Origin of the sequence: Microcystis sp. M113S1 (assembly GCF_020246945.1) — a bacterium.
Taxonomy (GTDB): Bacteria; Cyanobacteriota; Cyanobacteriia; order Cyanobacteriales; family Microcystaceae; genus Microcystis.
The window spans coordinates 1-13,276 of the sequence record NZ_JADBSA010000296.1 but is presented as its reverse complement, the minus strand read 5'-3'; the positions used below and the strand labels follow the sequence as shown (position 1 = coordinate 13,276).

Annotated in this window: 14 protein-coding genes and 1 pseudogene; 12 read left to right on the top strand and 3 right to left on the bottom strand. The window is 41.5% G+C overall.

Translation table 11 applies throughout. From position 1 onward, the window contains the following. Nucleotides 1-425 precede the first annotated feature (425 nt). Both IM319_RS15030 and IM319_RS15025 read right to left on the bottom strand, forming a co-directional pair. Nucleotides 426-1,973, bottom strand: coding sequence for a mercuric reductase (locus IM319_RS15030; protein WP_287736088.1), 1,548 nt, complete (start codon nt 1,971-1,973; stop codon nt 426-428). 249 nt (nt 1,974-2,222) lie between these two features. After that, nucleotides 2,223-2,978, bottom strand: coding sequence for a TVP38/TMEM64 family protein (locus tag IM319_RS15025; protein WP_287736090.1), 756 nt, complete (start codon nt 2,976-2,978; stop codon nt 2,223-2,225). A 263-nt stretch (nt 2,979-3,241) separates the two neighbouring features. On the opposite strand from IM319_RS15025, the gene IM319_RS15020 reads away from it, so the two are divergent. The 10 genes from IM319_RS15020 (at nt 3,242) to IM319_RS14975 (ending at nt 12,066) form a co-directional block, all read left to right on the top strand. Next, nucleotides 3,242-4,627 carry a cytochrome P450 gene (locus IM319_RS15020; RefSeq protein ID WP_287736089.1) on the top strand — a complete coding sequence of 462 codons (1,386 nt, stop codon included), beginning with the start codon at nt 3,242-3,244 and terminating at the stop codon, nt 4,625-4,627. Nucleotides 4,628-4,712: 85 nt separating this feature from the next. Further along, a complete protein-coding gene (gene msrP / locus IM319_RS15015) occupies nt 4,713-5,696 on the top strand; it encodes a protein-methionine-sulfoxide reductase catalytic subunit MsrP (RefSeq protein WP_287736086.1) in 984 nt (327 codons plus the stop codon). 43 nt (nt 5,697-5,739) lie between these two features. Next, nucleotides 5,740-6,204: a DUF29 domain-containing protein gene (locus IM319_RS15010; RefSeq protein WP_287736084.1), complete on the top strand. Its 465-nt coding sequence runs from the start codon at nt 5,740-5,742 to the stop codon at nt 6,202-6,204. A 394-nt stretch (nt 6,205-6,598) separates the two neighbouring features. Next, on the top strand, nt 6,599-7,456 hold the full coding sequence (locus IM319_RS15005; protein ID WP_287736082.1) for a hypothetical protein: 858 nt from the start codon (nt 6,599-6,601) through the stop codon (nt 7,454-7,456). Between the two features lie 389 nt (nt 7,457-7,845). After that, complete coding sequence (locus IM319_RS15000) at nt 7,846-8,118, top strand: hypothetical protein (RefSeq protein ID WP_002757090.1); 273 nt, start codon at nt 7,846-7,848, stop codon at nt 8,116-8,118. Next, nucleotides 8,115-8,492, top strand: a complete 378-nt coding sequence (locus IM319_RS14995) for a clan AA aspartic protease (protein WP_287736081.1) — start codon at nt 8,115-8,117, stop codon at nt 8,490-8,492. Before IM319_RS15000 ends, IM319_RS14995 begins: the two co-directional genes overlap by 4 nt. 476 nt (nt 8,493-8,968) lie before the next feature. Next, on the top strand, nt 8,969-9,601 hold the full coding sequence (locus IM319_RS14990; protein WP_002768800.1) for a CDP-alcohol phosphatidyltransferase family protein: 633 nt from the start codon (nt 8,969-8,971) through the stop codon (nt 9,599-9,601). Continuing rightward, nucleotides 9,576-10,532 carry a phosphatidate cytidylyltransferase gene (locus IM319_RS14985; protein WP_286825951.1) on the top strand — a complete coding sequence of 319 codons (957 nt, stop codon included), beginning with the start codon at nt 9,576-9,578 and terminating at the stop codon, nt 10,530-10,532. Before IM319_RS14990 ends, IM319_RS14985 begins: the two co-directional genes overlap by 26 nt. Beyond that, the gene (locus IM319_RS14980) at nt 10,529-11,170 is read left to right on the top strand and encodes a lysophospholipid acyltransferase family protein (RefSeq protein WP_012265433.1); all 642 of its coding nucleotides are present in this window, start codon (nt 10,529-10,531) and stop codon (nt 11,168-11,170) included. Before IM319_RS14985 ends, IM319_RS14980 begins: the two co-directional genes overlap by 4 nt. 41 nt (nt 11,171-11,211) lie before the next feature. After that, the gene (locus tag IM319_RS14975) at nt 11,212-12,066 is read left to right on the top strand and encodes a class I SAM-dependent methyltransferase family protein (RefSeq protein WP_002768795.1); all 855 of its coding nucleotides are present in this window, start codon (nt 11,212-11,214) and stop codon (nt 12,064-12,066) included. A 34-nt stretch (nt 12,067-12,100) separates the two neighbouring features. Here the strand turns inward: IM319_RS14975 and IM319_RS14970 are convergent, their stop codons facing one another. Next, a complete protein-coding gene (locus IM319_RS14970; protein ID WP_002796839.1) occupies nt 12,101-12,451 on the bottom strand; it encodes an IS66 family transposase in 351 nt (116 codons plus the stop codon). Between the two features lie 293 nt (nt 12,452-12,744). Here IM319_RS14970 and IM319_RS22600 point away from each other — a divergent pair. Together IM319_RS22600 and IM319_RS14960 are read left to right on the top strand one after the other, a co-directional pair. Further along, nucleotides 12,745-12,957 (top strand): annotated as a pseudogene (locus IM319_RS22600) (DUF433 domain-containing protein); the annotation flags it as partial. Nucleotides 12,958-13,043: 86 nt separating this feature from the next. Next, nucleotides 13,044-13,276 (top strand): helix-turn-helix domain-containing protein (locus IM319_RS14960; protein WP_287736078.1); only part of this gene is annotated, 233 nt, incomplete at its 3' end.

Genomic DNA, 13,276 nt, shown 5'->3' with positions numbered 1-13,276 from the left:
TGTTCGATAAGACTTTTAGACTTTTTGTCAATCAAAAAGTGCCAGCGATTGGAGTGATTGGGGGGAAAATTCCGGGACTTTTTCCCTGAAAATTAGGTAATTGACCACCTGAAAATCGGTAAAACCCTACACCCCACACCCTACCCCCACCAACAAACTTTTTGCCGCAAACCCTAGTTATTGGAGAGTGGGAGTTGGGGAGTATTTTCAGTTATCAGTAACCAGTAACCAGTGAAAAGAAAACGCAACTCTGATAAGCTGTTCGTAATTTAAATTGCTTAGGCCAGACGAGGCAAGAGGCAAGAGGCAAGAGGCAACAGTAAAGGGACTGGGGGAGATTCGGCTAATCTTAAGAATAAGCACTTTAAATGTGTCTTAGCTTAACTGATAACTGATAACTGATAGCTGATAGCTGATAACTGATTTTAAGGCGATAATTTAGTCAACAATGCCAAGAATTTTTGACTATTAGGAGTCAAGAGAGTTCGGCGATAGGCATCGGCGGCTTTTTTAATCGCTTCCGCTTGGGTAGGATAGGGATGAATAACACTAGAGAGTTTACTCAGTCCGATTTTAGCAACCATAGCGGTGGTAATTTGGGAAATCATCTCACCGGCGTGGGAGGCGACGATAGTGGCTCCTAAAATTTGGTCGGAACCTTGTTTGTGAATAATTTTTAAAAAACCTGCTGTTTCCCCATCAGCGATAGCTCGATCGACTATACTCAAAGGAATTTTAATAGTATTAGTGGCCAATCCCCGGGCTTGTGCTTGGGTTTCATCCATGCCCACATGGGCGATTTCTGGGTCGGTATAAGTGACCCAAGGCATAACTAAATTACTGAGCTTATTGCGTCCGAAACCGAAGGGAGAAAAGAGAGTATTTTTAATCACAATACGGGCGGCTGCATCGGCAGCATGGGTAAATTTCCAATCCAGACAGATATCACCGGCTGCATAAATTTTCGGGTTAGTAGTTTGCAGATAATCATTAACTTTGACTCCCCGACGAGTATCGTATTCCACAGCCACCGCTTCTAAATTTAATCCTGACAGATTAGGCTCCCGGCCTGCACCGACTAAAATCTCATCGACGGTGATAGTTGCTCCTTGACCGTTGCTAGTATATTCAATGGTTTTACCCCGCTCATTTTTTGTCACCCGTTCAATTTGGCAGGAGAGAATTAATTGCATTCCTTCCCGCAGCAAAGTATTCTCAATAATTTCGGATGCTTCTTGGTCTTCTTTATTCAAAAGATGGGAATGATTATGAAATAAAATCACCTGCGCGCCTAACCGTTGAAAAGCTTGAGCTAATTCACAACCAATCGGCCCGCCACCGATAACAGCTAATCGAGGAGGTAATTCTGTTAGGGAAAAAATTGTTTCATTGGTATAAAATCCCGCCTCTTTTAGTCCGGGGATATGGGGATGAAAAGCCCTAGCACCAGTGGCAATGACGGCTTTTTTATAATCGAGGGTTTTTCCCGTCACTTCCACAGCATTTTGTCCTAAAAAACGAGCGCTACCCAAGAAGACATCGATACCTAGTTTTTGGAAACGTTGCACCGAATCATTATGGCTAATATCGGCGCGAATTTGCCGCATTCTGGTCATGACTCTGGCAAAATCTACCCTAGTATCCCCAATATTAATTCCTAATTTTTTGGCTTGCTCAATTTCCCCGATAATTCTAGAGGAACGAATCAGACATTTAGAAGGAACACAACCGAAATTGAGGCAATCTCCCCCCATGAGGTGTTTTTCCACTAAAGCCACTTTTAAACCTATATCTAAACCCGCAGCCCCAGCCGCTACGACTAAACCCGCAGTACCCGCACCAATGACGACTAAATCATAACAATCTTGGGGTTGTGGATTGACCCAATCGGCAGGATGAACATAATTAACTAATTTTTGATTATGTTCGTCCATGGGGAGAACATTAACTTCCCTAGAGCTATTTTCAAACATATTAGACCTCTTGTAACAATCAAAAATTGTTGTTAGGGTTAGGAGTCAGTAGCCGGTCGTCAGTAGTCAGGAGAATTAAGAATGAATAATAATCAGTTAAATGGTCTATTTACAGATTTTATGCAATTTAATTCTTATTTTTGCCGTTTTTGAACCCTGAAAAATTAATTATGCAAGAGGTTTATCTTAACACCCCACACCCCACACCCTACTTCCCCACTTCCCCACACCCTGACTGATAACCGATGACTATTCACTGATAACTGATGCCAGGGCTTGACGGGCAATTTTCGTGACGTAGAGGGTGACGGCAACGGTAGCGATAAAACCGATCAGGCGAATAGTCCATTGTAAAACTGGGTTAGTGGCTGGTGCCGAGGTCCCGATAGTGGCAAGATTGCCGGCTAAAGAGCCAATATAAACATACATTATTGTCCCCGGAATCATGCCTGCGGAACCTAGTAGATAATCTTTCAGGGAAACCCCGGTGACACCATAGGCATAATTGAGCAGATTAAAAGGAAATACGGGAGATAAACGGGTTAAAAGCACTATTTTTAAGCCTTCTCTCCCCACAGCTTCATCGATAGCTTGAAATTTACTATTACCTTGAATTTTTTCCGCTACCCAACCCCTAGCCAGATAACGTCCCACCAGAAAAGCGGCAGTAGCGCCGATAGTTGCCCCGATAAAGACGTAAAAAGAGCCTAAAACCACGCCAAAAACCACACCAGCCCCGAAAGTCAGGATTGAACCGGGAAAAAAGGCCACAGTAGCTAGAATATAGATAATTATAAACGCGATCGCTCCCACGCCTCCCAAACTATCCACCCAAGTTAAGGCATCGAAAAGAATAGTTTGAGGGTTAAAACCGGTGGAGGCACTCGATTCGAGGGCAAAAGCGGGGGGAGTAGTCAGGAGAAAAGTGCCGCTAAAGGTGATTAGCAGCGGCAAATAACGGCAAATAACCAGCTTTTTCCAGTTGCTGGACTGGGAAATAATCATCACAAGTCCCTAAAAAGAGAATAAAAGAGAGATTAAACTATAAAAGCGAATTAAATAGAACTGGGAGCTATTCTACCCTAGTTATCATTGTTCAGACCAGAAAGCCAAGCCTGAAACTTCCCAGAAAATCCCCCTCTCTGGGAGAAGATAAGACAACCAACAGCCCGGTAATTTTTGCTCTTTACTTGATATTACACCTTGCCGTCTCTGGGGAAAAAATGTCACAATTAGAAATAATTAGCATTGGATATAGCAATCAATCTATGAAAATCATCCCCAAGGTCAAAGCACCTACCTTCCTGCAAATGGCACAATGGATCATTAATCCCGTAGCTTTTATGGAAAATGCCGCCCGCAAGCATGGCGATATTTTTAGCACGAAAGTGGGTTTAACTGTAGATAATTTTATCTTTATCAGTAGTCCTGCGGCCCTACAACAGCTTTTAACTAATGACCGTAAACAATTCTCGGCCCCGGGGGAAGCCAATCGGATTATTGCCCCGATTATTGGTGATTATTCCGTCGTCATGTTAGACGGAGATATCCACAAAAAACGCCGTCAGCTTTTATTGCCACCTTTTCACGGGGAAAGAATGCGTTTGTACGGTGATTTAATCCGCGATATTACCCTGAGAGTAATGGCAGAATTGCCCGAAAATCAACCTTTTAAGGCCCGTTCAGCGACCACAGCGATTGCTTTACAAGTAATTATGGAGGCAGTTTTTGGAATTAGTCAAGGGGAACGTTATCAAACCCTGAAAAAAACTCTCGCTGAAATGCTCGATATTTTTAACTCTCCGGTGATGGCTTCTTTATTATTTTTCCCCATTTTGCGGGCTGATTTTGGTTCCTGGAGTCCCTGGGGAAAATACCAGCGTTACCAAGAAAAAATTGATGATATTATCTACACAGAAATTGCCGAAAGAAAAGCTAATCCTAACCCCAATTGCACCGATATTTTATCACTACTGATGTCGGCCCAGGATGAAGAAGGCAACCCGATGAGCGATAAGGAATTGCGCGATGAATTAATGACCTTATTATTCGCAGGTCATGAAACCACGGCTACTGCTATGTCTTGGGTGCTATACTGGACCCATCGCTACCCAGAAATTAAAGCAAAAATTCTGCAAGAAATAGCCACTTTAGGAGAGAATCCTAACCCCATTGACATAACTCGATTACCCTATCTTTCGGCGGTTTGTTCGGAAACTTTACGCATTCATCCCGTGGGAATGTTAACTTTTCCGCGAGTAGTGGAAGAACCGGTAGAACTAGATGGTTATCCTTTAGAAAAAGGGACAATTCTTATGGGTTGTATTTATCTAGCTCACCACCGCGAGCAAACTTTCCCCGATTCCCATACTTTTAAACCAGAACGCTTTTTAGAAAAACAATTCACCCCCTACGAATATATACCTTTTGGTGGTGGAGCGCGTCGTTGTATCGGGGAAGTTTTAGCTATCTACGAGATGAAAATCGCTATCGCCACAATTTTAGCCAATTATCAGTTAACTCTAGTTAATAATACCCCCGAAAAACCCAGCCGCCGCGGTGTAACCCTTGCTCCCTCGCGAGGAGTTCCCATGGTCTTAAAAGGACGACGGGAACCTCTGGTGACTGCCCCGATGCTCGCCGAAATTTCTTAACAAAACTGACAAACTATTGTACAATCAGAGTTGTGGTATCCTCTATCATAACTCTGTTTTTTTGTCAATAAAATTGGGGATAATTATGGTCTTAATTCGTTTAGCTAAATCTTGGCAAATTTCCGAAAATGAAGTTACTTCTGAAAGTGTTTATTTTAACCGTCGTCGCTTTTTACAGGGGTTAATCGGGGCAGGAATTGCGGGGAGTTCACTGTTATTAACTGCTTGTGGTAAATCCTCCTCCTCGGAAGCTTTAGAAAAAAGTTTGCAATTACCTAAAATTGAAGGGTTCGGCAAAAATCCGCAGTTTTTAACGGTAAATCGCCCCATAGTTGCCGAAACTGTAGCGGGGAGATATAATAATTTTTATGAGTTCGGAGGGGGCAAAAATATCTGGTTAAAAGCGCAGAAATTACCGACGAATCCTTGGACGGTAGAAGTGGGAGGATTGGTAAAAAATCCCCAAACCTACGATATAGATACTATTAAAAAAACCTTTCCTCTCGAAGAAAGAATCTATCGTTTTCGTTGTGTGGAAGCTTGGTCAATGGTCTTACCTTGGCTAGGTTTTCCGATGAGTGCTTTAATCGCGGCAGTGGAACCAAAACCCGAAGCAAAATTCGTCCGTTTCACCTCCTTTTATGATCCCGAAATTACTAAAGGGCCAGGATTACATTTAGGAGCCTTACCTTGGCCCTATACAGAAGGTTTAAGAATTGAAGAAATGGCCAACGAATTAGCCTTTTTTGCCGTGGGAATTTTCGGTCATGATTTACCCAAACAACAGGGCGCACCCTTGCGAATGGTTATTCCTTGGAAATACGGTTTTAAAGGAGCAAAATCGATAGTAAAAATTGAATTTACCGCCAAACAACCCGCCACCTACTGGAACACAATTGACGCTCACGAATACGATTTTGAGGCTAATGTAAACCCCAGTAAACCCCATCCCCGTTGGTCGCAAGCAACGGAGAAATTTATCGGCAGTAGAAGTGATTTATCTTGGGAAATTATCGAAACTCTGCCCTATAATGGCTATAGTGAATATGTGGCTAGTTTATATAGTTAATTTCTATGATTATCCACATTTTATTTAGTTGAAGGAAGTATTTATGGATAAGAAAACTCTGTACGAAGAAGACTTTTATCTCTGGATTAGAACTACTATTAATCAACTGCAAGCGAGACAGTTTGAGCGGGTAGATTTAGAGAATTTACTGGAGGAGTTAGCAAGTATGGGAAGGAGTGAAAAGCGCACAATTGAAAATCTTTTGATTCAATTGCTGGTACATTTGCTGAAACTAACTTACTGGACAGGAGAAAAAGCTAGAAATGAGGGTCACTGGAAAGGGGAAATTAGAAACTTTCGCCGACAAATAATCAAAGAAGTTAAAGATAGTCCTAGTCTGAAACCCTATATTCTCGAAATTTTCGATGAATGTTATCTTTCAGCCCGAAAAAATGCCAGTGATCGCTCTCAATTATCCCTCGATACTTTCCCCGCTATTCCCATTGGTTCCCTTGAACAAATTCTCGATGAAGATTGGTTTCCTGCGGGCGATAATCTGGAAATATAGCCATCAGTCAGGCTGCTCCATACTGCTGTAACAAAAAACAACTATCTCCCGATAGCGATCGCTAAAAGTCGAATATTGTAAGTTTTTGTCAAGGGGTGCGGTCAGACAGAGGAATTATCGCTAGAATGAGCCTAAAATTGTCAGAAATTTAGTTAAATAAGGTTTTTGACAATATGCTAATATTGTATTCATCACTATAACTATATAACCATGAAAATTGACCCTAGCACCATATTGAAAGATTTTTATAAAGTCATTGATCCGTCTTTAGATAAGGAGACTTATTTCTTGTCCCCCTGTCAGGTATGCCAGATACATAGAGTTTATTTTTGCTATAATGATCTGGCAACTCTGACAAATTAAAAGTCTAAAAAAAGATTAGGACAGTAAAAATATGAAAGACACAGATGTTCAAGAATTTGCACTAGCCTATGCTAAAGGTTTGGTTAGTGCAATTCCAGTGATAGGAGGGTTAACCGTAGAACTACTAAATTTTGCAATTCCTAATCAACGACAAGAGCGAATTGAGACTTTGCTAAATATTCTTGCCTCTAGAGTCTTTAATATATCCGAGCAAGAATTAAAACAAAAATTTCAATCAACAGACTTTATCGATATTTTTGAAGATGTATTATTGCAGTCCGTCCGAGCGACCAGTCAAGAAAGGCTTGAATATTTAGCTTCGGTTTTAGAAAAGGGATTAAAAGAGGAAGATTTTGATCGTATCCAGTCTAAAAGACTTTTAGAAATTTTAGAAAAAATTAATGATACAGAAGTTCTCCTTCTTCAATATCATGCTTTAAGTCAATATGAAGCAGAAAAACTTCGAGATTTTATGAATATACACGGACGTATTTTTGATAATGATGATTTACAAAAAAAAGCGATGTTTGACCATTATTTAGATAATCTAATTACTTTAGGACTTATTGGTCCGTGTGATTGTGAGCCAAAATTCTCAAGTAATAGGCAATATATAGCAACAGATGATCCAATTTGCGCGACTCAATTAGCTTATATGCTATTACAGTTAATAGATTTAAAATTTGATGCTGATTTTGTAGGTACACCGATTAATGCTTTAGATGTTTCTAGAGGATTGCTATCAACAACACAGCAACTCAAAAATCAAATTGAATATACTAAAAATAATACAGTTCGAGAATTTGAAAAAGATATGAAACAGGGATTGAATACATTTAACAATGAACTAGAAAGAAAATTTAAACGAATATCTAGAGGACTTTCTTAAAAAAATTAGCGGCTCTTCTGGTTTCTGTGTGGAAACGAGGTCTATACTGATAGTTTCTTCCGCAAAATAGTGCTAAAAGTCTTGTCTGATAAGTATTTCACAATTCCATAAGCAAAAATTATCACACAAAGTCGAGAAAAGCCAATTAGCTTTTATGATAGTGCGATCGCCGATTTTGTAGGGTGCGTTCCCTAATGCAACTTCTACTGCTCCAGCGCTCGATTTTGGGGAACGCACCATGCCCATTGATTGAAGCTGTGGGTTAAAGTGCGATGCCGCCCTTCGACGTAGCTCAGGGCAAGTCTGGTGGGTCCGGTTGGGGAATGTTAGCGAAGATTCCCAATGTTTAGGTTAAAATAGAGGGCAAAAGTTGCCACAGGGTCAAGCCAATGACAGTCCGTCAACCCCGCTATAGCAAAGAAGAATTTGCCCAACGAGGCGATCTCATTTATCAAACGCAAATACGCCCACAGGTCGAATTGGGTAATCAGGGCAAAATTGTAGCAATTGACCTTGAAACTGGCGACTTTGAAATTGATGCGCGTGAAATATCTGCTTGCAATAGACTCGAAGCCCGTCACCCAGATGCTCAAATCTGGATTGTTCGAGTCGGTTCTCGCTATGTTCGCCGATTTGGTGGACGTACAAAGAGATTAGTATGATCGCAGGAATCGTTAACGCGGATTTTGAGGCGATTATTTCACTTTCGATATGTGACTCTGAAGGAAATATTTACGTGCAAGATGCGATCGTTGATACAGGTTTTAATGGTTGGCTTTCATTGCCACCAGACCTAATCGATCAGCTAAACCTGAAATGGAAAAGACGAGGACGTGCTATTCTTGGTGATGGTAGCGAATGCGTTTTTAATGTCTATGAAGCTGTCGTAATTTGGGACGGAGATTATTTAACCATACCAATTGATGAAGCTGATTCGGAACCTCTAGTTGGAATGTTATTAATGGAAGGCTATCAACTCACGGTTCAAGTGTTTGAAGAAGGAAGGGTAGAAATCCGCAAAGTAACTGCCGGCTAACTTTACCGCTAGACTTACTCAAAAGATTAAGAAATGCAAAACGCTCGACTAAATCTATCTGGTTGGGTAGTATATAAATGGAGCTCGGCTCAGGGGTAGTCGTATGACTGCCGCACCAAACCGCACCAAAACTATAGCATGATTAACTGCCAATCCAACTTGAAAAACCCGCTCCCTTCTCCCCCACTGCTGTAACAAAAAACAACTATCCCCCGATAGCGATCGCTAAAGGTCGAATAATTGTAAATTTTTGTCAATGGGTGCGGTCAGATCGAAGAATCATCGCTAGAATGAGCCTAATTGTCAGAAATTTAGTTAAACAAGGTTTTTGGCAATAGGCTAATCTGGCTAACACGCTTTTGGTCGTGATATAGGGAAAACTTCTGGCGATTACGCCTATCTCTTGGTATGATATATTTATAGTTCCATATCTCTGGACAAAAATTTTTAAATTTATAAAAGTTGATCTAAATTCCGTGATTACTATCTATCAATTAAAGCCAGCTTTTCAAAAGATATTGAGTCCGCTAGTCAAGCAACTAGCGAAACAAGGAATCACGGCGAATCAAATTACCACATCTGCTGCTGTCTTATCAGTATTGATGGGAATAGCAATTGTCCTTTGGCATTGTCAGCGCTGGCTACTGTTGCTGATGCCTTTGGTACTTTTTATGCGAATTGCACTGAATGCGATTGATGGGATGTTAGCCAGAGACTACAACCAGAAAACATCGTTAGGTACTATCTTAAATGAACTAGGAGATGTAATTTCTGATACTGCCCTCTACCTTCCCTTTGCCTTAATACCAGGAGTTTCTAGTATTTTGGTTGTCCCAATTGTCTTACTGTCAATCATCAGTGAAATGACTGGAGTTCTCGGGGTTACAGTGAGTGGAAAAAGACAATATCAAGGGCCAATGGGCAAAAGTGATCGTGCTTTTTTATTTGGTATAATTGCTTTATTATTAGGATTAGGATTGACAGCAGGAAAGTGGTTAGATTATATTTGGATTACCACAATCTTACTGCTATTTTCGACAATTATCAATCGGGCTTACAGCAGCTTAAAGGAATTAGAGTATCATGGTTTGGACGAAGCCAGCAATTAATGTTATCTGGGGGTTAGCAGGGGTATTTATCCTATTAATACTAGCGACTCTCATAATTCAGCTTCTCTCCCTAACTTTGCCAGAGAGAAATTATACAGAACTGAAGCAACGAGTCAAATCTTGGTGGGCAATTACCCTTCTTTTCTCAACTTCTCTCATCCTCAGTCCTGGAATAGCTGTGATCTTTTTTGGTTTTGTCAGTTTTCTGGCCCTGAAAGAATATTTATCTCTAATTCCGACACGGCGGGCAGACCGTCGCGTCTTGTTTTGGGCTTATTTAGCAATCATCTTACAATATTACTGGATTTACAGTCGGTGGTACGGAATGTTTTTAGTATTTATCCCAGTTTATATGTTCCTTATCTTGCCGATGCGGATGGTAATTTTAGGAGAAATACACGGTTTTCTCAAGGCAATAGGAACTCTACATTGGGGATTGATGCTGACAGTATTTAGCATCAGTCACGTCGCCTATTTATTAAGGCTACCACCCGCAGGTAATCCCATAGCTGGCGGTGCTGGATTGTTACTGTATCTTTTATTTTTGACGGCTCTGAATGATATTTCCCAGTACTTGTGCGGAAAAAGTTTGGGAAGACATAAAGTTTTACCGACAGTTAGCCCCAACAAAACCTGGGAAGGCTTGCTAGGAGGGATAATAACGACAATAGTATTGGCAGTAATTTTGGCTCCTTGGTTAACTCCGTTTAATTTAACTCACGCATTCTGGCTGGGGTTACTATTGGGAATTGCCGGTTTTATTGGTGATGTTACTGTATCGGCTCTGAAGCGAGACTTAGGAGTTAAAGACAGCGGTAATCTCTTACCAGGACACGGTGGTATTCTTGATCGTATTGACAGTTTAACTTATACTGCTCCCCTATTTTTCCATTTTACTGTTTACTTTTATTTCCGGGGGATGTTAGCTTGAATAAGTTACTGCGATTGTTGTTTTTTGGTTGCGTGGTTAGACTGATTGTCTTGGTCATTATCGGACTAAGAATCAGTCACAAAGAGAGGCTACCAAAATCGGGACCAGCGATAATTGTTGCCAACCACAACAGCCATCTCGATACCCTGGTATTGATGACACTCTTTCCCTTAAGGTTATTAGACAAATTGCGTCCAGTAGCGGCGGCGGACTATTGGTTAAAGAATCCCTGGCTGACTTGGTTTTCTCTAAATATTATTGGTATCATTCCCTTAAGACGCGAAATGGGGAATGTTCGCGAGCATCCTCTAGACAGTTGTTCTCAGGCATTAGTGCGGAGAGAAATTCTGCTAATCTATCCTGAAGGCTCTCGCGGCAATCCTGAATCTTTAACTAGCTTTAAGAGTGGCATTGCCCATCTAGCGAAACGGCATCCAGAAATCCCCATCTATCCAATTTTCTTGCATGGTTTAGGCAAGACACTTCCCAAAGGTGAAGCTTTATTAGTCCCTTTCTTTTGTGATGTTTGGCTTGGTAATCCTCTCCATTGGACTGGCAATAAACAAAGCTTTATGGATTTGTTAAATCAGTCAATACAAGAGTTGGCATCATCAGGAAATTTTTCTGCTTGGCAATAAAAAAGTTCTTGATTTTTCTTGATTAAACGAAGGAATTAACCATGAATTCTCAAACCTTACCTAGCTATGATTCACTAAGTCGTCCGCTGCCAATTTGGCATCCTAAAGCCATCTACTACAGCCTTGTAAGATTGCTGTTTCAAACCATCGGGCAACTTTCAGACGGAATTCGTCTGGGCTTGAAATACGGCTTTGATTCAGGAGTCATGTTAGAGTATGTTTATCGCAATCGTCCCAGCGGCATTACCTGGTTTGGCAAGATAATTGACCGTGTTTATCTCGACTCCCAGGGATGGCAGGGAATCCGTCAACGTGGGGAAATTCTGAAAAGCGTATTGCGTCAAGTTATCCAAGATAATTTTGAGCAAGGGGTAACAACTAACCTCCTCGATGTTGCTTGTGGTGGTGGCCGCTATGACTTGGAAGTTTTGCTAGATTTTTCGGGTGGTGCAGTGAATGCTTTATTGCGAGATTACAAGGCAGAAAATGTGCAAAAAGCGCAAGAATTAGCTCTCCACCTTGGCGTATCAGCAACTATCGAACAAGCTGACGCTTTTAACGATGACGACTTAAACCGGGTCTTACCACCGCCTAATTTAATTGTCGTCTCGGGACTCCACGAAATATTACCAGATAATGAGTTAATTCGTCAGCATTTCCAGCAATTATATCGTCTTCTTGAACCAGGCGGGACGCTCATTTTTACCATTCAACCCTACCACCCCCAATTAGAGTTTATTGCCAGGGTATTAAATTCTCATACAGGTAAACCTTGGGTGATGCGCCTGAGACCGCTAGAATTAACCGAAGCATGGGCAACTGATGCGGGTTTTCAAGATTTCCAGGTACAGATGGATAACTTTAATATTTTCGGGGTCGTCAAAGCGAGAAAGTGAAGTCAGCGAAAACTCATTTTGTAACTATTCAGGTCTAGGGGTTGACAAAGAGAGAAAAATCAGCAGTGGGGATAAGAGAGACAACCGTATTCAAGGGGTGATGGACAGAGGCCAAAGCCTGACGGAAGAAAGTTAAAACCGAACGGCCTTGGGCGCGACAAGACTGAATCACGGTCAATAAACGGGCAGTATCGACAAAGCCACTGAAGGAGCGAGAACCACCAGCTATCTTGCGCTTAGTTACTCCCAAACGCAGAGAACGCTCGGCTCGGTTATGATCGGGAGAGACTTGAGGATGATCGAGGAAATACCACCACTGATGGGACTTGTCCAGCAAGGATTTCAGCAATAAACCTGCAGCATAACCCGCCTGGGGTCGCCACACAGCTAAAGCTTGCTCTAACCGCAGCGATCGCCGATCTTGTAGGGTGCGTTCCCTAATGTGGCTCCTACTGCTCCAGCGATCGATTTTGGGGAACGCACCATGCCCATTGATTGAAGCTGTGGGTTAAAGTGCGGTGTGGGCTAATCTGGCTAACACGCTTTTGGGCGTGATATAAAGATAGTATGGGTGACGGTTTATATGATGACGGAGAATGGATATGTGGGGGATGTCTTTCAGGCATTGCTTACCCCCGCTAAAGGTTAAAATGATTATGAAGCAATAGAATTACTCTAATGAAACTAGATCGTATTACGAGCAATCCAAACCGTATGAATGGGCAACCCTGCATCCGTAATCTTCGCCTTACGGTTCGTCGAGTGATTGAGCTACTGGCAACTTATCCCGATCGAGCAGAATTACATCAAGAGTTTCCGGAACTGGAGGATGAAGATATTCGACAAGCCCTAATTTTTGCCTCTTCTTACTTGGATGATCGCATCATCGAAAATTTGGGTCTGAAACCCCGTCGTTTCACGACGGCTTTACTGTTAAATATTAACACATTTACCAAATATATGCTAAAATGTGAGACATGGAAAAAGCCTATTCTTACCGATTTTACCCCACACCAGAACAAGAGTCGCTATTGCGGCGCACTTTGGGCTGTGTAAGATTAGTTTACAACAAAGCTCTCCATGTCAGAACACAAGCATGGTACGAAAGACAAGAAAGAGTAGGATATACTGAAACTTCTTCAATGCTAACCGATTGGAAAAAGCAAGAAGAATTAGACTTTTTAAACGAAGTTAGTTGTGTACCTTTACA

Excerpts from the sequence above, each read along its gene's own strand:
- IM319_RS14995 (WP_287736081.1), top strand. The coding sequence starts at position 8,115 with ATGATCGCAGGAATCGTTAACGCGGATTTTGAGGCGATTATTTCACTT.
- IM319_RS15000 (WP_002757090.1), top strand. The coding sequence starts at position 7,846 with ATGACAGTCCGTCAACCCCGCTATAGCAAAGAAGAATTTGCCCAACGA.
- msrP (WP_287736086.1), top strand. The coding sequence starts at position 4,713 with ATGGTCTTAATTCGTTTAGCTAAATCTTGGCAAATTTCCGAAAATGAA.
- IM319_RS15030 (WP_287736088.1), bottom strand. The coding sequence starts at position 1,973 with ATGTTTGAAAATAGCTCTAGGGAAGTTAATGTTCTCCCCATGGACGAA.
- IM319_RS15020 (WP_287736089.1), top strand. The coding sequence starts at position 3,242 with ATGAAAATCATCCCCAAGGTCAAAGCACCTACCTTCCTGCAAATGGCA.
- IM319_RS15005 (WP_287736082.1), top strand. The coding sequence starts at position 6,599 with ATGAAAGACACAGATGTTCAAGAATTTGCACTAGCCTATGCTAAAGGT.
- IM319_RS14975 (WP_002768795.1), top strand. The coding sequence starts at position 11,212 with ATGAATTCTCAAACCTTACCTAGCTATGATTCACTAAGTCGTCCGCTG.
- IM319_RS14985 (WP_286825951.1), top strand. The coding sequence starts at position 9,576 with ATGGTTTGGACGAAGCCAGCAATTAATGTTATCTGGGGGTTAGCAGGG.
- IM319_RS15010 (WP_287736084.1), top strand. The coding sequence starts at position 5,740 with ATGGATAAGAAAACTCTGTACGAAGAAGACTTTTATCTCTGGATTAGA.
- IM319_RS15025 (WP_287736090.1), bottom strand. The coding sequence starts at position 2,978 with ATGATTATTTCCCAGTCCAGCAACTGGAAAAAGCTGGTTATTTGCCGT.